This window comes from Acinetobacter sp. 8I-beige (assembly GCF_902505955.1).
GTDB classification, from domain to species: domain Bacteria; phylum Pseudomonadota; class Gammaproteobacteria; order Pseudomonadales; family Moraxellaceae; genus Acinetobacter; species Acinetobacter johnsonii.
In genome coordinates this window covers 1147953-1166162 of record NZ_LR732792.1, presented here as the reverse complement: position 1 = coordinate 1166162, position 18210 = coordinate 1147953, and the positions used below count along the sequence as shown (strand labels likewise).

Genomic DNA, 18210 nt, shown 5'->3' with positions numbered 1-18210 from the left:
ATGCTCTGTATCTAAGGTTACATCATGTAATTTTTTAAATTTAAATGATTGATAATAAATTATAAATTTATAATGTTTTGTTTTATTAAAATTGTGTAGATTCTGTGGATTTCATAATTTTTGACGATATTTTAATCAATTTTAACTCAAAATGTTTAGTCCGTTCGTCTGTTGAGAACACTTCTCAGGTGTGTATTTTGTGGGATGGTTCGCATTTAAATGCAGCTTGATTGCGGTTCAAGTGAATACTTTTTCGGAGGCTAAACAGTTTTAAGCTCTAGAAAGAAGGGTGTGATTTTGTCGAATTTGAGATGAATAATCCCAGCCGTCGACTGTGATATAATCAGCGGCTATTTTTCGCTTTATATTGATTGAGAGTAATTCACGTGGAAATTAATCCGTATCTAAACCAATTAAAAGACTTAAACGACCGTGGTCTCACATTACGGGGGTATCTTTGACTACGATCTGAAAAAAGAGCGTTTAGAAGAGGTTCTCCGTGAATTAGAAGACCCAGCGATTTGGAATGATCAAAACCGTGCACAAGCCATGGCCAAAGAAAAAGGCGAACTTGAAAACGTCTTAAATGTGTTAGATGGTTTGGCAACGCAGCTTGAAGATGCGCAAGCGATGCTTGATTTGGCAGTCGAAGCCGATGATGAAAGTCTGTTGGCTGATGTCCAAGCTGAATTGACCTCTGCAGAAGAAGAGTTAGCGAAGCTTGAATTCCGCCGTATGTTCAGTAATCCAATGGACCCAAATCCATGTTATGTGGAAATTCAAGCTGGTTCAGGTGGTACAGAAGCGCAGGATTGGGCGTCAATGCTACTGCGTATGTATATGCGTTGGATTGAACGTCACGGATTTAAAGCTGAATTGATGGAAGAATCAGACGGCGACGTGGCTGGGATTAAGTCAGCAACGATTCGTGTTGAAGGTGAATATGCCTATGGTTGGTTGCGTACCGAATCGGGTGTGCATCGCTTAGTGCGTAAATCGCCATTTGACTCGGGTAACCGCCGTCATACCTCATTCTCTGCTGTGTTTGTCTCGCCAGAAGTCGATGACAACATTGAAATTGATATCAACCCATCTGACGTGCGTACCGATACCTACCGTGCTTCGGGTGCAGGTGGTCAGCACATTAACAAAACAGACTCTGCGGTACGTTTAACCCACGCGCCAACAGGCATTGTGGTGGCGTGTCAGAACCAACGTTCACAACATGCCAACCGTGACCATGCTTGGAAACAGTTACGTGCGAAGTTGTATGAGTTGGAAATGAGCAAGCGTAACGAAGCGGCTCAAGCACTTGAAGACTCGAAGTCGGATATTGGTTGGGGCAGTCAGATTCGTTCTTATGTGTTGGATGACTCGCGTATTAAAGACTTACGTACAGGTGTTGAAAACTCCAACACAGGTGCAGTACTAGATGGTGACCTTGATAAGTTTATTGAAGCAAGCTTAAAACAAGGTTTGTAATTTAAATGATGAATGAAAGCAAAGTGTTATCAGTTATTTTACAATATATCTAAAAAAATCGATATTAAAATCGAAAAAATGCGATATATTAGGTAAAACAAGCTGACAACGCTTTGCTGCCCATTAAACGTGTCTTGAGTATGGATATAGATTTAATTTTTAAAGCCTTGGCTAATCCAACGCGTCGCCAAATTTTGGAATGGTTAAAAAAACCGGAACAATTTTTATCGAGTGACGAATGTGGTGACTTTAGACGCGGCGTATGTGCAGGTCATATCGAACGGTTGGGAAATGTATCGCAATCGACGATGTCGAACCATTTGTCTGTGTTACAGCAGGCCGGTTTAATTCAAGTGGAAAAATATGGACAATGGTCTTATTTTTCGCGCAATGAAGCGTTGATTCAGCAATATATCGAACATTTGCAACGTTCACTTTAATTGAAAAAAGTGGCGATCGAGGCGACTATGGCTGAACTGAATACTTCTTTAACTTTAGGTGATCTACACTTAAAAAACCGTGTCATTATGGCTCCTTTAACACGAAGTCGTGCAACGGCAGACCGTGTGCCAACAGCCATGATGGCGGAGTATTATGCACAGCGTGCAAGTGCAGGTTTGATCATTTCTGAAGCGACCGTGATTTCTGAAGAAGCCAATGGCTACTTGAATACACCGGGGCTATTTAATGAGGCTCAAGTTGAAGGTTGGAAACAGGTGACTCAAGCGGTACATGACCAAGCGGGCTTAATTGTGGCGCAGTTGTGGCATGTCGGTCGTGTATCGCATCCTGATTTATTGGATGGTGAAACCCCAGTTTCAGCAAGTAGTGTACAACAAAAAGGCTATGTCAGCTTATTGCGTCCGAAACGTGAATATGTGGTGCCTCGTGCATTAGAGATTGCCGAAATTCAGAGCATTGTTGAACAGTATAAACAGGCTGCGATTCATGCTAAAGCTGCGGGCTTTGATGGTGTGGAATTGCATGCGGCCAATGGTTATTTGATTGACCAGTTTTTACAAAGCTCAACCAATGTACGTGAAGACCAATATGGTGGCAGCGTAGAAAACCGCGCGCGTTTGTTACTTGAAGTGGTGGATGTGTTGATTGAAGTCTGGGGTGCAGGTCGTGTTGGGGTGCATTTGGCACCACGCGGTGATGAGCATGACATGGGTGATGATGATCCACGTGAAACCTTTGGTTATGCGTTGGAACAATTGGGTCAGCGTCAGATTGCCTTCTTCTTTACCCGTGAATATTTGGCAGATGACAGTATTAGTACTTACCTGAAACAACGTTCGGGTGGTGTGCCATTGATTGCCAATATGAGTTTAAGCCGTGAAGATGCGATTGATCTATTGGCATCGGGTCAGGCTGATGCAGTGTCTTGGGGTAAGGATTATATTGCCAATCCAGACTTGTATGAACGTCTACTACAAGATGCGCCACTGAATGAATTGAAACTGGAAAATATGATTGGAACAGATGTCGCGGCAGGCTATGTGGATTATCCGACTTTAGCTGAAATGGAAACTGCTGCGGTTTAAATTGCTTTTCCGTTAAATTCGCGACAAGATAACAGCGCAATTCATGGGATAATATGAGTTGCGCTGTTTTATTTTTGCATTGATTTTTGGAGCACATATTTGGCTACTCCTTTTTGGTATAACGCAGCACTTGCGCTGATCAAACCGCTGTATAAGTCTAAAATAAAAAAACGTGCAGAGAGTACAGAACAATTTCAACAAGAATGTCTCGAACGTTTCGGGCCATTTCAACTGGTTAAAAATCGCCAAGCGATTTGGTTCCATGTGGTGTCGGTGGGCGAAACCAATGCAGCGCAGCCTCTCATCGAGCATTATTTAAAAGCGGGTCATCCAGTCTTGGTGACCAATACTACCAAAACGGGTCAAGCGCGGGCCAAATCCCTATTTTTAAAAGCACCTTATTTAGACCTGTTCCAAGCCGTATATTTACCTGCAGATCAAAAGCCTTTAGTTCGTCAGTTTTTTGCATTGTATCAGCCCAAACTCTTGGCTTTGGTTGAAACGGAACTATGGCCAAATTTAATTGCTCAAGCGGGGCAGAGTCAGGTGCCATGTATCTTGATTAATGCACGTCTTTCTGAAAAATCAGCCAAAGGCTATGCCAAAGTGTCTAGCCTGACGCAGCCGATGTTACACGGAATAGATCAGCTCTTGGCACAAGATCAGGCAACTGCAGAGCGCTTTATTCAGCTCGGTGCAGCGCCATCGGTAACACAGGTGGTGGGGAGTATTAAGTTTGATATTCATGCGCCAGAATCTTTTGTCAAACAAGCAGTTCAGCTCAAGAAAGAATGGTCGCTCGTTGGGCGTAAGATCATTACTATTGCCAGTACTCATGCACCTGAAGAACAAAAACTGTTAAGTGCGCTTAAGCCATATTTGGATACACAGCCTGAACTGTTGTGTATTGCTGTGCCGCGTCATCCAGAGCGTTTTGATGAGGTCTTTAACATCACGCAAAGTTTAAATTTAAACACCACTCGCAGAAGTACGGGACAAAGAATAGAGGCGGACACCCAAGTCTATTTAGCCGATTCGATGGGGGAGATGTGGTTATGGTATGCCTTATCTGATGCTTGTTTTGTCGGGGGATCACTAAATGAACCTGGTGGCGGACATAATATTTTAGAGCCAATTGCGTTACATGTGCCGACGGTTTTGGGCAAAAACTATTTTAATTTCCAAACCATTGTCGATGAATTTGTACAAGCCGATGCGGTGAAAGTTGTTGATGATGCTGAACAAGCTGCTGCGCTGTTGATGACACTGTTAGAGGATACTGAGCAGGCGAATACACTGAATCAAGCGGCACAAAAGATTATGCAGTTAAATACGGGCTCTTTGAAAAAGCATATTCAAGTGATTGATGCTTATTTATAGACTATTCACAAAAAATAGGAACGGTGAGGTGGCAGGGATGCCACCGTTAGGCTGTGGTATAGGGATGTACTATCAGCCTAACAAAGAGTTTTGCCTACTTTTGCTCTTTCAAAAGTAGGATCATGCCTACACAGGGGCTTTAAATTTATATTGTTATTTGTGGCTATGAGTGATTAAGCTGCTGAATATCACGAGTTCGCACAGTTTAAAGTAGTTTTTTCAAATTATGAATATCGTTCTCTTAGATCCGCGCCAAACTGAATCTGAACTCTGGTCCATTAGCGCCAAGCGTCAGCTTGAACATTTGCATCGGCATTTAGAGCTGAAAGCCGGTGATACGTTAAAAGTCGGGATACAAAACGGAAAGCGTCATCTTACGCAAGTGGTTGATGTTTCCGAAACAGCTGTACGCTTAAAACCCTTATATGAAGAACCTGTACCAGCCAAACTACCCGTGACTTTAATTGTCGCGATGCCACGCCCTAAAGTTCTGCGTCGTTTGATGATGGATGCGGTGACTTTAGGGGTTGAAAAAATCATTTTGTTGCACAGCTATCGAGTCGATAAAAGTTATTGGCAAACCCCGTTCTTACAACAGTTGGATCAATATGTGACTTTGGGGCTAGAGCAGGCAGGTGATACGGTTGCCCCGAAAATTGAAATTTATAAACGCTTTAAGCCTTTTGTTGAAGATCACTTGCCAAGCCTGATTTCAGCCGATTGTCCTGCCTATGTGGCACATCCCTATAGCGATGCCAAAATGCCTTTTGCGATTCAGCATCCGTGTACGGTTGTGATCGGGCCGGAAGGAGGATTTATCCCATACGAAGTTGAACTACTGGAAAAAAACGGCTGCCAAGCGGTGAGCTTAGGCAACCGTATTATTCGAACTGAAACCGCGATTCCTTATGTTTTAGGACGCTTATTTAGCAGCTGAAGTTTCTGTCGGGTAGCTATCATTTTTTGCGACGCGAACTTCTTGAACTGGGTAAGGAATAGAAATCCCTTGCTCAGCAAAGGCCTGAACCACATATTCTTGTACTGAGCTGATCGAGCCAGATACCGTGGTTTCTGTGGTGTTGACCCACCATTGAACTTTAAGATTTACTGAAAAATCTGCAAGTGCAGCGACGTTCACACTAAAACCCGGCTGACTTAAAATAGTCGTGTCTCGGTCTAAAATGCCCAGTACAATATCTTTGGCTTTTTTGATGTCATCTTCATAACCTATACCAACCAAGAATTCACAGCGACGACGTGGATAGGCCGTGTTGACGGTGACCGCACTGGTATATACAGTCGCATTTGGGATCACGATACGACGGCCATCTGGTGCACGTAAGTAAGTGGCACGAATTTGAATATCTTCAACATTACCTTCCATACCCGAGACAATGATGTCGTCGCCAATCTTAAATGGTTCACCCAGTAAAATCAGGATTCCTGAAAGAAGGTTTTGGAAGATATCTTTAAATGCAAAACCAATGGCAACAGAACCAATCCCCAAAGCACTCATCAGCTGACCGGGTGTGAAACCTGGAATTGCAATCACCATGGCAATCAGGAAGCCAATAAAGACGATGGCTGAACTGCCGACACGATTCAGGACTAGGACAAGGTTTTGCTTGGTATAAGAACGATCAGAGAGTGCTTTACGAACAAAAAGCTTAAACAGTTTGGAGAGCAAATAAAAAATGACGAAGGTAATCAGTGCAATACAAAAATAAGGCATACGCTCCCAAAAACCATCGATAAATTTGTCGATGGTGGAATAGGCATCATTATATTTTGCAGTATGTGCAATCACGCTTTGCGTGGTTTTTGCTGTCGCGTCATGTAGCATCTCTGACGTACCTTGAGCAACCTCGCTCAAGCTATGATTTTGTTCTGACACTGGTGCTCCAATCGCTGAAAATTTGGCATATTTTGCCTGAAAAATGTGTGCGTTTAATAGAGAAATACGTATGAAATTATCGCATTCTGGGTGATTGATAGACGGATAAAAACCAATATTTAGGTTTTTTAAACGCTTTAGTTTTGAATTGAAGGCACTAAGTCATGCTCCTTGTGCATGAAATAGTACCGACTGAAGTGTAACAATATGCTTAAAAAAGCCTAGCTGGAGCGACTTTACTAAGTTCAGCTTTGTTCATGTTACGGATTAAACACAGGATGTTATTGAAAGATCACTATAAAATGTGTTTTAAATTGTAGAAATAATATACGACCAAAGCCGTGTTGATCTGTTTAAAAAACAATCGTCATACTGTGGTTATGCAGTCCAATAATAAACCAATAACTGTGGCATGAACTCTCGCGATGAGAGTCAGAATATAAGGAAGTATGATATGAAAGAAGTCTATCCTGTACCTGCTGAATTTGAAAAAACTGCGCGCACCAATGAACAAGAATATTTTGAGCGTTATCAAAAGTCGATAGAACAGCCTGACGAATATTGGGCTGAACAAGCTTTGAAACTCGATTGGATCAAGCCTTTTAGTCAAGTTAAAAACACCCGTTATGACAAAGATAATTTTAAAATTGAATGGTTTGCCGATGGCCAGTTAAACCTAAGTGCCAACTGTCTTGATCGTCATTTGAAAGAGCATCCGTATAAACCCGCCATTATTTGGGAGGGCGATCATCCGTCGCGCCATAAAATCATTTCCTTTGCTGAACTGTATGACGAAGTGTGTCGTTTTGCCAATGTCCTGAAAAAGCATGGTGTGGTGAAGGGTGATCGTGTGGTGCTGTATATGCCAATGATTTCAGAAGCAGCCATTTCGATGTTGGCCTGTGCCCGAATCGGTGCCGTGCATTGTGTGGTGTTTGGTGGCTTTTCACCTGATTCATTGGCGAGCCGAATTGATGACAGTCAAGCCAAAATTGTGATTACCGCAGACTCCGGAATGCGCGGGGGGAAACCCATTCCGTTGAAAGAAAATGTAGACGCGGCATTAAATTTATCTGGGACAGACTCGGTACAAAACGTGATTGTGGTGCACCGGACAGGCAATCCGATTACGCTGAAAGAAGGACGTGATTTGTGGTATCACATGGAAATCATGACCGTTAATGAGATTTGTCCACCTGAACCAATGAATGCCGAAGATCCACTGTTTATTTTATATACCTCGGGTTCAACGGGTAAGCCCAAAGGTGTGCTGCATACCACAGGGGGCTATTTAACTTATGTGAATAGTACCTTCCGTGAAGTATTCGACTTAAAACAAGATGATGTATTTTGGTGTACCGCCGATGTGGGCTGGATTACGGGACATTCTTATGTGCTGTATGGCCCTTTGTCGAATGGAACCACAACAGTGATGTTTGAGGGGATTCCCCAGTATCCAAGTTGGGCACGTACAGGACATATTGTCGACAAACACAATGTGACGATTTTGTACACAGCACCAACAGCGATCCGCGCCATGATGCGTGAAGGGGATGCCTTTGTCCGTGAGAGTGACCGTAGCAGTTTGCGTTTAATTGGTTCCGTCGGAGAGCCGATTAACCCTGAAGCATGGAATTGGTACTACACGGTAGTGGGAGAAAGCCGTTGCCCAGTGGTGGATACTTGGTGGCAAACTGAAACAGGCGGGATTTTGATTTCTCCACTTCCAGGTGCGACACCACTTAAACCTGGGTCTGCAACGCGTCCTTTGTTTGGGATTCAACCCGCTTTGGTTGATGCTGAAGGCAATGAGTTAGACGGAGAGGCTGAAGGCAATCTGGTGATTAAGGATTCATGGCCGGGACAAATGCGAACCATTTGGGGGGATCCTGAGCGGTTTATCGAAGCGTATTTTGCAACTTATCCGGGAACGTATTTCACGGGCGATGGTGCACGCCGTGATAAAGATGGTTATTACTGGATTACAGGACGGGTGGATGATGTACTGAATGTGTCAGGGCACCGCTTAGGCACGGCCGAAGTGGAAAGTGCTTTGGTGGCACATGAGGCGGTTGCTGAGGCTGCCGTAGTAGGAATGCCACATGAGATCAAAGGGCAGGGAATTTGTTCCTTTGTCACTTTACAAGCGGGCACTGCACAAACGGAAGAACTCCGTGCAGAGCTGATTCAGTGGGTACGAAAGGTATTGGGTCCTGTGGCGACACCAGATGCCTTACATTGGGCACCGTCTTTACCGAAAACACGTTCAGGTAAAATTATGCGCCGTATTTTAAGAAAAATTGCGGCGAACGAGTTAGATAGTTTGGGCGATACATCGACACTGGCTGAACCGCAAGTGGTCGAAGTGTTGATTAAAGAAGTATATCCGAACGGATAAATGTTGGCTGCAGCCAAAAAGCCCATGTCTTAAATTTTAGACATGGGCTTTGTCTTTGTGAACGAAGAGCTATTCAAGTGTTTAGTTTTTATGTTTGGAGAATTTATAGCCTTGATCGCAAAGGGCAGTTAAGACCACAAATAAACCTGCTAGCGCTAAAATTAGAATCACGCCTGTCGTCGAATGGGTTGGTGAAGCCGCCACCAACGACAAGGCACCTAAAGGTGCTAAGCCCCCTGCAATTGCTGTTCCAATTTCGCGGCCTGTACTCACTCCAGTAGAACGGTTCTCCACGGCAAACTGACGACTGAGGAAAGATCCCTGTGGTGCGAACATCATTGGAGCAAGAATACCTGTTCCAATCGCTAAAGCGATGTAAATTGAAGTATTGTTCCCTGTTTCCAGTAACTTCATAAAAGGATAGGCAAACAGGATTGAGAGAAAACCACCTAAGATCAGAACATTTCTACTGTTCCATTTGTCACACAACCAACCAAAAAATGGGACAGTGAAAATCGCAACCAAACTGGCAATGGTCACGGATAATGAAGTGACATGTGCCGTAACACCTTGGAATTGAGTTAAATAAGCCAAAGAGAAGGTTTTAAAGATATAGCTCAAGGCGTTATAGCCAATTGCAATCAGAAAGACCACGCTTAGGCCTTTCATATTGGTTTTTAAGATCTGTTTAAATGGATTTTCCTTAGATTTTTCGACATGTGCCTCAGCATAATCTGGGGTTTCAGGTAAGCTTTTACGCACCCATAAACCAATAATCACCAGCACAAAACTGAGAATAAACGGAATACGCCAGCCGCCATTAATCAAGAACTCATCACCATTTAAGGTTAATAAGAAGACCGTAAGTGAAGAGAGTAGGAGACCTAAGTTTAGACCCAGAGCAGGCCATGCACCTTGACTACCGCGTTTATCTTCAGAGGCATGTTCATACGAGGTAATGGCTGCACCCGCAAATTCAGCCCCTGCACCGAGACCCTGAATAATACGGAAGGTCACCAACAACACTGCTGCCCAGATACCGATGGATTCATAGGTAGGAATTAGACCAATGGCCGTGGTACATAATCCCATCAACAAGAAGGTGACAAACAGCATCTTCTTACGACCATATTTATCGCCAAAATAGCCAAAGAATAGCCCCCCTAGAGGGCGTGCGATAAAGCCAATCGCGAAAGTCGCAAAGGCTTTCAAACTGGCACTGCCTGGGTCTGAAGTGTCAAAAAACACTTTAGCAAAGACAATTGAGGCCATCGTGGCATACAGATAGAAGTCATACCACTCTAACATGGAGCCGACAATGGTTGCGGTTGCTACTTTTTTGAGTCGCTTCTTTTTTTCTAATTCTGTTTCATGAGTATTGCTCATTTGATATTCCTTTATGAGAGTCAGTTTTTTATTAGTGGTGAGACATGACTTCGCGCACAATATATTCGGCAATCGCTAAAGAGGAGGTCGCACCCGGAGACGGGGCATTACGAATATGGGTGATATTGCCTTGTTTGCGAATGACAAAGTCATCGACCAATGAGCCATCAGCTTCCATAGCTTGAGCTCGAATGCCACGTGTTGCAGGTTCAACAGAGACGTCAGCAAGAGATGGCACATATTTAGCTGCTTCTGCGACAAAATTGGTTTGGCTAAGGACCGTTCTCAGCTCTCGTACCGCTGCGGGCATGTTTTTAGAGGAGAATTTCCAAAAACCTTTGTAAGTAAGGAAGTCGTAAATATCGGTGAGGTTAAATTTATTACCGGTATAGTTTTCACGGCCAAAAGAAATAAACGCATTTGGTCCAATGGTCATCTGACCATCAATTCGTTTGGTGAAATGTACCCCTAAAAATGGATATTTAGGATCGGGTACAGGATAAATCAGACCTTTGACATGATTTTTGAATTGTTCATCAATCACATAGTATTGACCAAAAAATGGGACAATTTTTGGCGTGGCAATATCGCCTGAATTGCTCGCAAGACGGTCAGACTGTAAACCTGCACAGGTCACGACGTAGTCAAACTGGGTTGGATAGACCTCATGATCGTCAAAATGTACGCTAATTTTATTATTTTTTTCCGTCAAATTAATGACTTTTCGACCCAATACCAATGTGCCATTTTTCTGTTTAATTTCTTCTGCCATTTTTCTGGCAATTGCACCGTAGCTGACAATTGCGGTACGTGGGGAATAGAGGGCTTTGGTTCCAATACAATTCGGCTCCACGTCTTGAATTTCGCCAGCTTGCAGAATACGGACATCAGGAACTTGGTTGGCCATCGATTTTTTGTAGATTGCATCGAGACGACCTTCTTCATCTTTAGAGAGTGCAACCACGACTTTGCCACATTCATCATAGGGAATTTGGTTTTCAGTACAGTATTGTTGAACCAGTGTCGCACCACGACGGCATAAGCGGGCTTTTAAGCCACCTGGTTCATAATATAGTCCAGCATGTACTACACCTGAATTATGGCTAGATTGATGCATGGCAACATCAGTTTCTTTTTCAAATACCGTGACACGGGCATCTGGATAGTCCAACAGAAGTTGGCGGGCAACAGCCAATCCATTGATTCCCCCCCCGATGATGGCATAATGTTTATTCAGCATATTGATTCCCTTTGTAAAACCTCATGAAACTGATCCAAAAACCAAAAACATTAACTGAAGAAGCTTTTGAAATTTTGCAGGATGCAATTATCAATAATCACTTACAGTTCAATGTCTTGTACTCAGCAACAGAATTGGGTCAGATGCTTGGCGGCATTTCACGCACACCTGTACGTGAAGCAGCACAAATGCTTGAAAAGATTGGTATTGTGAAAATTGAGAAAAATAAAGGGATACGTATTATTCCGACAACATTCACCACAATGATTGAATCCTTTCAAATCCGATTGATGCTGGAGGTTCCTCTGGTCTACCGTGCAACTAAGGTCAGAACAGAGCAAGACATTGAACATTTGAATGCTATTTTTGAGGAGTTCAAACTGAAGGCGGCCTCAAATGACATTACAGGGACTCTAAAAGCTGACCGTGATTACCATTTAGCGTTATTACAAATCGTGGGCAATCAGAAAGCGATTGATATTATTAGCAATACCCGTAACCAAGTGTTAATCGCGGGTTCTGCAACCATTCCGCATTCGCGAAATTGTATGCAGACCTTTGATGACCATTTAAAGTTACATCATGCATTTGTGAGTGGAGATGCTCAACAAGCTGCTAACTTGATGAAAGCTCACATAATCAATACCGCTACGCTACTGATAAACCAAGAATCGGAAAAACGTGAAAACTGGTCAGATTACAGTACCAATGACTATCTCAACTGGATCTAAAATTGATAGTAGCATGTTGCATGCAACATGTAAATTTTGAACAATCTCTCCTGTGCGGAAATTTTATACGACTTTAGTCGTAGTTTTTGGCAGCGATTATTGATGTGAAATATGAAGCTCAACCCTTAGAGATTTGAACTGAGAAGAGTCGAAAAGGGGGATGAGTATCGGTAAGTTGATTGATGCTTAATATTTAAATTATACGTATATCATTTTGATAAATAATACTTTTAAAATACAGAAAACGCCTGAGTTAGGCGCTTTTGTACAGCTGTAATGTCAAAAAACGCAGTTTAACGCTGATGGATGCTTTCTAAGGTATCCACCATCGTCCGTGTCATCTGATCAATTTCATAATTGACTGCATCGCCGACTTGTACCGATGCCCATGTGGTTAGACGCAAGGTTTCAGGAATCAAATCAACTGAAATTTCATGGCTGTTACGATCAACACGGTTGACGGTGAGGCTACAACCATTCAGACCAATAAAACCTTTTAAGAAAAAGTATTTGATATTACCCTCGGGAATGTGGAGATCCACATGCAGAGTCTCGCCGTGACGGCTCAGCTGCTTTACTGTAGCCGTTCCTTCGATATGTCCATACAAGTTATGCCCCCCATTTTCCATTCCGACTTTGGCTGAACGTTCGATATTCACCTCATCACCTGCCTGTAAAGTGCCTAAAGTGGTCAGGCGTCGAGTCAAATCTGAGACATCAAAATGGACTTGATTGGCGGTAAGATCGATGTGCGTTGCAGTTAAGCAGGTGCCATTGATAGCTACACTTGCACCGATGAAGACATCGTGAAAAAAGTTGTGTGTATTTGAAACCACAAGGGTGCTAAAACCGTCGCCTTGACGGACATCTAGAATTTTCTCTAAGCCTTGTACAATACCTGTGTACATCAGAAGTCTTCCTCATTCGGGGGTTATGTTTAATGTAAATGATCTACAACTTGATGTGGTATTATTTTGAGTTGAGATGCGCTAAAGCTGTATCTTTAATGGGATTTCGACGCCAATAATAGGGCCGCAAAAATCGGAGCAACAGCCGTAAGGGCGTCATCCATACGATTCGAGTATGGCGACGTTTATTCTCTAAAATACGTTGGGCCAAATAGCGGCAGACCACCTCAGGAGGATCGATAATAAACAAAAAAAGCCGTTTCATTTTGTTCCAGTACTGAACATTGCCATTTTGCCAAGAGGATACCAGTAGGTCAGTTGCTACCATTCCGGGACTGAGTGTACCGACTTGAATGTGGGTCTGTTTGGTTTCTTTAAACAGGGCTTGACTAAAGTACCCTATGGCACGTTTGGTGGTGGCATAGGCGGTCATGCCTGCACTCCATTCGCCTCGAGTACCCCAACCTTCCATATTGAAAATTTGACCATAGCCTTGTGCTAGCATGCCGTTTAAGGCCACTTGTGAGCCGAACATACTGCCTAGAATATTGGTTTGAACCACAGTCTGTATGTCTGCTGCTGCGAGATCTTTAAAGTCTAGTGTCGCTGTACAACTGCCTGCATTATTAATCCAAATCTGAACAGCACCAAAGTGTTGAATGGCTTCATCCCAAAGCGTTTGTACTTCATGGATCTGCGTGACATCGCAAGTGACGGCATGAATCAGCGCAGCGGGAAAACGATGCCGTAGCTGTTGCAGGGTGTGCTGCAAATCTGTGCTATTTCGCCCAGAAATCACGACGGCTTGTTGCTGTTCCAAGAAGGCTTGAGCTAAACCCAAGCCGATACCTTTAGAACTGCCTGTAATGACGATGCAACCTGATTTTGAATTCATATGGATCCTTTACTTTGTGAACTAAAGGACGTCGCTTTTTGTCTGTGAAGCATGCAATAACAAGTGGATAGACTGATCATTGCAAGGTTCATAACCACAGGATTAAAAGCACGAATGAGACTATCTGGGATCAGAAAAGCGACCAGTGCGAATAAAAACACTAAGCTGAAAATACTGAGGTAATGCAGATATTTACTGGAATTAAAAAGTAAAAATAAAGCAAAAACACACTCAAGCACACCTGAGCCCTGACCTGCCAGTTGGGCCTGTGTGTAGGAAAGCCCAAAAGTTTGCCAAATGGCAATCTCATCGGGATTGATAAAAAGGATTTTAGGAACTAAACCTTGATAGCCCCATAAAAAGGCCAAAGAGAGATTAATGAATTTGGAAGGTTGGCTGTTGTTCATATCAAGTGGTTATTTTTTACTTTGTGTGGATTATACACCAATAAAAAAACCCTCAAGCCGAGCCTTGAGGGAAGAATAGAGTCACCTATGATTATTATTTTTTAGTTCGTGTCTGCTGCTTACCGAGCTAAGCAGATTTGGCAGTCTCAACGGATTGCTGCTGAGCTTCCAACTCACGAACCAATGGCAACACTTTGGCACCGAAGTATTCAACCTCTTCGATAAAATGTAAAAAACCTGAAAGGATTAAATCCGCACCAACGGCTTTTAATTCCACAATACGTTCCGCAATTTGGCGTGGTGTACCAATCAAATTGGTTTTAAAGCCATCATTGTATTGAACCAAGTCTTCAAAGGTCGATTTGGCCCAGTTGCCTTCACCTTCCAGTGTTGCTGCACCCGCTTCACGGGTGGCATCGCCAAAGGCGTGTACTGCTTGAATATTGGCTTTATCAATAATTTCTTGCAGAACCGTTTTAGCTTCTTCTTCGGTATCTCGGGCAATGATAAAAGCATTCACCCCAATTTTGACCTGATGGCCATTCTGTTGGGCTTTTGCACGAATATCATCAATCTGTTTTTTGAGCTCCTCAGGGGTATTGCCATTGGTAAAATACCAGTCTGAAACCCGTGCAGCCATATCCCGTGCAGCGCGTGAACTGCCGCCTTGGAAAATTTCAATATGCGGCTTTTGCACAGGTTTGGGTGACAAAGTGTAGTCTTTGAACTGGTAGTATTTTCCATTGAAACTATAGTTGTCTTGGGTCCAAACGCCTTTTAATGCACGAATAAACTCTTCCGAGCGGGCATAGCGTTGGTCATGTTCAGGCCATGGTTCACCAATGGCATCAAATTCGCCGCGAAACCAACCACTAACCACATTAATCGCAATACGCCCTTGGGTTAAGTGGTCGATGGTTGCAAGCTGTTTTGCGGCAAGCACGGGTTTCCACGGGCCAGGTAAAATAGCGGCAATGACTTTGAGTTTGCTGGTTTTGGCTAAAATACCGTGACTAAAACTGACCGACTCATGTTGGTTTTCTGCGTTATAACCCGCAGTAAAACGAATCTGAGTCAGGGCATAGTCAAAGCCATTTTTTTCCGCAGCCTGCGCTAAACGGACGTTATAGTCATAACTCCAGTCTGTGCGTTGCTCAATATTACTCACCACTAAGCCACCGCTGACATTGGGAACCCAATAAGCAAACGTAATATTTTTATTCTGTTGTGACATGTGAAAACCCTCTCAATGCTTTTTGCGTTAAGCGACCTGTGGTTTGGCTTTTTTCTGATGCAAGCGAGACTCGGCTACATCTAAATTCGGAACTGCGGCTGAAGGCAGCACATCGTCTTGTTCGATTTGCGTGTTGATACCCAAGTTCTGATTGGCAAGTTGGGTCTTTTCTTTCACCACTTCTGCACGCTGACCTTTGGCAGGTGCCCATTCTAAGATGGGTAAAGCACGGGCCACAGCAAGAGTAATGCGATCTCGTAATAATTCACTGTGGATGGTATACGCCGGGGTAAAGTCTTTGTCTGTGGCATAGACCCCAATGGGTAACGTTTGCGCTTGGAAGAAACTGAATAGTGGGCGTAGTTGGTGTTCCAGTACCAATGCATGACGTTCACTGCCGCCTGAGGCTGCAAGCAGTACTGGTACATCGACCAGCGCCGTTTGCTCAACAAAGTCGAAAAAGTGTTTGAATAAACCAGTAAATGAAGCACGGTAAACTGGCGTTCCAACAATCAAAGCATCGGCAGCTTCGACCGCGGCTAAGTCATCTTGCACACGTTGTGGCAGTTGATTGCGGTAAATCGCACCACCGAGTAGATGTCCAATTTCGCTGAATTTAATGAAATGTACATGGATTGGGGTTGCTTCCCCCAGTTCATTTAATATTTCTTGTACTAGCGCCTCAGTTTTAGACGGGGTATTTAAACCGCCTGACACAGCGACAATATTGAGTGGTTTTTGCAGTAAAGTAGACATAAGGAAAGCCCTAAAGTGTTGTATCTCGGAATGGGCTTATTTATCTAATATCTGAACGAAGGCTGTAAAATAAAGAAATAGCGTTAAGTTATCTGATTTTAAGATATATCTGTTGATGCTGAAAAAGACTATCTAAATTTTTATTAAATGGTTGTATTTTTTATATATATTTAAATTAAATAACCTTTTTCGATGTGCTGATAAATTTTATATCAAAATGTGATTAGTTATTTATATTTCAATATCGACTTGGAATTGAGGCTATTTTCCTACTTAAAGCGTGATAAAGTGAAAAAAAGTTAGACTTTGCATATCCTTATCGGCACTTGTATGGTTAGAATAGTCAAGACTAGTGCACTCGAAATCTCTCGTTGCTTATGAATATATTAATCGTTGATGACCATCCGCTGTTTCGCCATGCGTTAATCCAAGCTGTTCGTTATAGCTTACCGCAAGCTCAAATTCATGAAACAGCCGCAGTAAACGAGTTTTATGAACGCCTTGAAAAAGGTCCTGAACCTGATTTGGTGCTATTGGACTTAAACTTACCAGGTGCTTCAGGTTTTTCTGCATTGGTACACGTTCGTGCCCAGTATCCATCATTACCGATCATTGTCGTTTCAGCGCATGAAGAGACGTCGATCATTCAGCGTTCAATTGCGCATGGAGCGATGGGGTATATTCCAAAGTCGGCACATCCAAGTCATATTGGCGAAGCAATTCGCGAAGTCTTAGATGGTGAAATTTGGTTGCCACCAAATTTACCCGCTAACATGAACTTTGACCCACGTGCTGCCGATGAAACTGCACTGGCTGAGCGAATTCAATCCTTAACACCGCAGCAGTTCCGTGTTTTGATGATGGTGGCAGAAGGTTTGCTGAATAAGCAGATTGCTTATGAACTTGATGTTTCAGAAGCGACGATTAAAGCGCACGTGACTGCGATTTTCCGTAAGCTTGGAGTACAGAACCGAACTCAAGCGGTCCTTGCGATCAATGCTTTAAATATTGAAGAAAAACGCATGTAAGCTGATCTATTGAATTAAAAAAAGCGCTGAATCATCAGCGCTTTTTTTCGTTTTTGAGTTTAAGCCAAGCAGTTTTGTTTGCTGGTGACATCGGTACAAAATAAAGGATTTAAAGCACATTGCAAGTCATCAATTTGCTCTTCAGAGACATAGCCCTGTTGTTTCAAATAAGCGGCAACACGGTCATCACGCAGACTTAAAAAGGCCGCATCATACACGCCAAGATCGACAAATAAAGCCGCCGTTTCCAAGCTGTTGAAACGGTCTAAGTAGATTTCGTTGTCATACATGAGGAAAATATGGTCTTGTGTTCCTTGCGCATCAATACTTAAGCGATCCGCCAAGACTTGCGGTGGTGTTTTAATAAAGAGCAGATCCGACAATTGGTCAAACTGGGTGGTGTCGAGTTGATCCTGATCGGTTTTGACTTTACCGAGCCATGCTTTAAACACCAAAACTGCACCGCCGCGAAGGAGCATGCTCCAAATTTGATGGCGCACATCTTCACTGAGTCCGCTGGATTCGGCTTCCAATGCCAGCAAGAATGGGTCTTCTTGTTGCTGAAGTTTTTCAAATAGACCTAAACCTTGCGGTTGGTAAGCCGCGGGGCGAAACACATCAAAGTCGAGTTGTTCAAACACTTGTAATGCGAGGGGAATAGCGGTGTGATACAGCGTATCTAAGGCCTGAACATGAGTCTCGCTGAGTTTACTTTGCTTAAAGAGTTCGACCCAGTCAATACTGGGTAAAAAGGCATTGGCACTATACTGGCGTAGAAATTGTTGCGACTGATCTGAGCCATGTGGCATTGCTTTAGAAATGTTCATCATAAAACTCCAAGAGAAGGATGATCAGTTTCTTCAGCGAAGGAAGGGGTATATAGGTAGAAAAACTGATCTTTTCTTAGTCCTAGTTATCTGCCAA

The 18210-nt window shown here is 43.1% G+C and carries 17 protein-coding genes; 8 read left to right on the top strand and 9 right to left on the bottom strand.

Features of this window, described 5'->3' with window-relative positions; translation table 11 throughout:
• The first annotated feature begins 386 nt into the window (after positions 1 to 386).
• From prfB to GVX98_RS15885, 5 genes are all read left to right on the top strand, one after another.
• Positions 387 to 1482, top strand: a protein-coding gene (gene prfB / locus GVX98_RS15905; protein ID WP_155115836.1) for a peptide chain release factor 2 whose coding sequence is annotated in 2 segments (ribosomal slippage) — positions 387 to 458 and positions 460 to 1482 — 1095 coding nt in all. Because the reading frame shifts where the segments join, the coding sequence is not laid out codon by codon here.
• A gap of 140 nt (positions 1483 to 1622) precedes the next feature.
• Entirely contained in the window at positions 1623 to 1922 is a 300-nt protein-coding gene (locus GVX98_RS15900) for a helix-turn-helix transcriptional regulator (RefSeq protein ID WP_004691709.1), read from the top strand.
• 27 nt (positions 1923 to 1949) lie between these two features.
• The gene (locus GVX98_RS15895) at positions 1950 to 3029 is read left to right on the top strand and encodes an alkene reductase (protein WP_159128623.1); all 1080 of its coding nucleotides are present in this window, start codon (positions 1950 to 1952) and stop codon (positions 3027 to 3029) included.
• Positions 3030 to 3128: 99 nt separating this feature from the next.
• Entirely contained in the window at positions 3129 to 4409 is a 1281-nt protein-coding gene (locus GVX98_RS15890; RefSeq protein WP_159128622.1) for a 3-deoxy-D-manno-octulosonic acid transferase, read from the top strand.
• Between the two features lie 226 nt (positions 4410 to 4635).
• Entirely contained in the window at positions 4636 to 5346 is a 711-nt protein-coding gene (locus tag GVX98_RS15885; protein ID WP_159128621.1) for a 16S rRNA (uracil(1498)-N(3))-methyltransferase, read from the top strand.
• Here GVX98_RS15885 and GVX98_RS15880 read toward each other — a convergent pair.
• On the bottom strand, positions 5332 to 6303 hold the full coding sequence (locus GVX98_RS15880) for a mechanosensitive ion channel family protein (protein ID WP_159128620.1): 972 nt from the start codon (positions 6301 to 6303) through the stop codon (positions 5332 to 5334). The two genes, GVX98_RS15885 and GVX98_RS15880, sit on opposite strands and share 15 nt — an antisense overlap.
• A gap of 454 nt (positions 6304 to 6757) precedes the next feature.
• Here GVX98_RS15880 and acs point away from each other — a divergent pair, with 454 nt between their 5' ends.
• Positions 6758 to 8701 (top strand): acetate--CoA ligase, encoded by a 1944-nt coding sequence (acs, locus tag GVX98_RS15875; protein ID WP_159128619.1) that lies wholly within the window; start codon positions 6758 to 6760, stop codon positions 8699 to 8701.
• An 81-nt stretch (positions 8702 to 8782) separates the two neighbouring features.
• Here acs and GVX98_RS15870 read toward each other — a convergent pair whose 3' ends face one another.
• Positions 8783 to 10087 (bottom strand): MFS transporter, encoded by a 1305-nt coding sequence (locus GVX98_RS15870; RefSeq protein ID WP_159128618.1) that lies wholly within the window; start codon positions 10085 to 10087, stop codon positions 8783 to 8785.
• A 31-nt stretch (positions 10088 to 10118) separates the two neighbouring features.
• Positions 10119 to 11327: an L-2-hydroxyglutarate oxidase gene (gene lhgO, locus GVX98_RS15865; RefSeq protein WP_159128617.1), complete on the bottom strand. Its 1209-nt coding sequence runs from the start codon at positions 11325 to 11327 to the stop codon at positions 10119 to 10121.
• 23 nt (positions 11328 to 11350) lie between these two features.
• On the opposite strand from lhgO, the gene GVX98_RS15860 reads away from it, so the two are divergent.
• Positions 11351 to 12058, top strand: coding sequence for a GntR family transcriptional regulator (locus tag GVX98_RS15860; RefSeq protein ID WP_159128616.1), 708 nt, complete (start codon positions 11351 to 11353; stop codon positions 12056 to 12058).
• A 293-nt stretch (positions 12059 to 12351) separates the two neighbouring features.
• Here GVX98_RS15860 and GVX98_RS15855 read toward each other — a convergent pair whose 3' ends face one another.
• The 5 genes from GVX98_RS15855 to msuE all read right to left on the bottom strand — a co-directional run bounded on the left by GVX98_RS15855 (position 12352) and on the right by msuE (position 16258).
• On the bottom strand, positions 12352 to 12966 hold the full coding sequence (locus GVX98_RS15855; RefSeq protein WP_159128615.1) for a riboflavin synthase subunit alpha: 615 nt from the start codon (positions 12964 to 12966) through the stop codon (positions 12352 to 12354).
• 61 nt (positions 12967 to 13027) lie between these two features.
• Positions 13028 to 13861, bottom strand: a complete 834-nt coding sequence (locus GVX98_RS15850) for an SDR family oxidoreductase (RefSeq protein ID WP_159128614.1) — start codon at positions 13859 to 13861, stop codon at positions 13028 to 13030.
• Entirely contained in the window at positions 13858 to 14268 is a 411-nt protein-coding gene (locus GVX98_RS15845; RefSeq protein ID WP_159128613.1) for a DoxX-like family protein, read from the bottom strand. Before GVX98_RS15845 ends, GVX98_RS15850 begins: the two co-directional genes overlap by 4 nt.
• 127 nt (positions 14269 to 14395) lie before the next feature.
• Entirely contained in the window at positions 14396 to 15502 is a 1107-nt protein-coding gene (gene sfnG, locus GVX98_RS15840) for a dimethylsulfone monooxygenase SfnG (protein ID WP_159128612.1), read from the bottom strand.
• Positions 15503 to 15529: 27 nt separating this feature from the next.
• Positions 15530 to 16258: an FMN reductase gene (gene msuE / locus GVX98_RS15835; RefSeq protein WP_159128611.1), complete on the bottom strand. Its 729-nt coding sequence runs from the start codon at positions 16256 to 16258 to the stop codon at positions 15530 to 15532.
• 377 nt (positions 16259 to 16635) lie between these two features.
• On the opposite strand from msuE, the gene GVX98_RS15830 reads away from it, so the two are divergent.
• Positions 16636 to 17286 (top strand): response regulator transcription factor, encoded by a 651-nt coding sequence (locus GVX98_RS15830; RefSeq protein WP_004691689.1) that lies wholly within the window; start codon positions 16636 to 16638, stop codon positions 17284 to 17286.
• A gap of 59 nt (positions 17287 to 17345) precedes the next feature.
• Here GVX98_RS15830 and GVX98_RS15825 read toward each other — a convergent pair whose 3' ends face one another.
• A complete protein-coding gene (locus GVX98_RS15825) occupies positions 17346 to 18113 on the bottom strand; it encodes a hypothetical protein (RefSeq protein ID WP_159128739.1) in 768 nt (255 codons plus the stop codon).
• Positions 18114 to 18210 lie beyond the last annotated feature (97 nt).

What these genes read in the sequence shown, in the direction of transcription:
- GVX98_RS15870 (WP_159128618.1), bottom strand. Translation starts at nt 10,087, where the DNA reads ATGAGCAATACTCATGAAACAGAATTAGAAAAAAAGAAGCGACTCAAA.
- msuE (WP_159128611.1), bottom strand. Translation starts at nt 16,258, where the DNA reads ATGTCTACTTTACTGCAAAAACCACTCAATATTGTCGCTGTGTCAGGC.
- GVX98_RS15830 (WP_004691689.1), top strand. Translation starts at nt 16,636, where the DNA reads ATGAATATATTAATCGTTGATGACCATCCGCTGTTTCGCCATGCGTTA.
- GVX98_RS15825 (WP_159128739.1), bottom strand. Translation starts at nt 18,113, where the DNA reads ATGAACATTTCTAAAGCAATGCCACATGGCTCAGATCAGTCGCAACAA.
- GVX98_RS15850 (WP_159128614.1), bottom strand. Translation starts at nt 13,861, where the DNA reads ATGAATTCAAAATCAGGTTGCATCGTCATTACAGGCAGTTCTAAAGGT.
- GVX98_RS15895 (WP_159128623.1), top strand. Translation starts at nt 1,950, where the DNA reads ATGGCTGAACTGAATACTTCTTTAACTTTAGGTGATCTACACTTAAAA.
- sfnG (WP_159128612.1), bottom strand. Translation starts at nt 15,502, where the DNA reads ATGTCACAACAGAATAAAAATATTACGTTTGCTTATTGGGTTCCCAAT.
- GVX98_RS15860 (WP_159128616.1), top strand. Translation starts at nt 11,351, where the DNA reads ATGAAACTGATCCAAAAACCAAAAACATTAACTGAAGAAGCTTTTGAA.
- GVX98_RS15900 (WP_004691709.1), top strand. Translation starts at nt 1,623, where the DNA reads ATGGATATAGATTTAATTTTTAAAGCCTTGGCTAATCCAACGCGTCGC.
- acs (WP_159128619.1), top strand. Translation starts at nt 6,758, where the DNA reads ATGAAAGAAGTCTATCCTGTACCTGCTGAATTTGAAAAAACTGCGCGC.
- lhgO (WP_159128617.1), bottom strand. Translation starts at nt 11,327, where the DNA reads ATGCTGAATAAACATTATGCCATCATCGGGGGGGGAATCAATGGATTG.
- GVX98_RS15855 (WP_159128615.1), bottom strand. Translation starts at nt 12,966, where the DNA reads ATGTACACAGGTATTGTACAAGGCTTAGAGAAAATTCTAGATGTCCGT.
- GVX98_RS15885 (WP_159128621.1), top strand. Translation starts at nt 4,636, where the DNA reads ATGAATATCGTTCTCTTAGATCCGCGCCAAACTGAATCTGAACTCTGG.
- GVX98_RS15845 (WP_159128613.1), bottom strand. Translation starts at nt 14,268, where the DNA reads ATGAACAACAGCCAACCTTCCAAATTCATTAATCTCTCTTTGGCCTTT.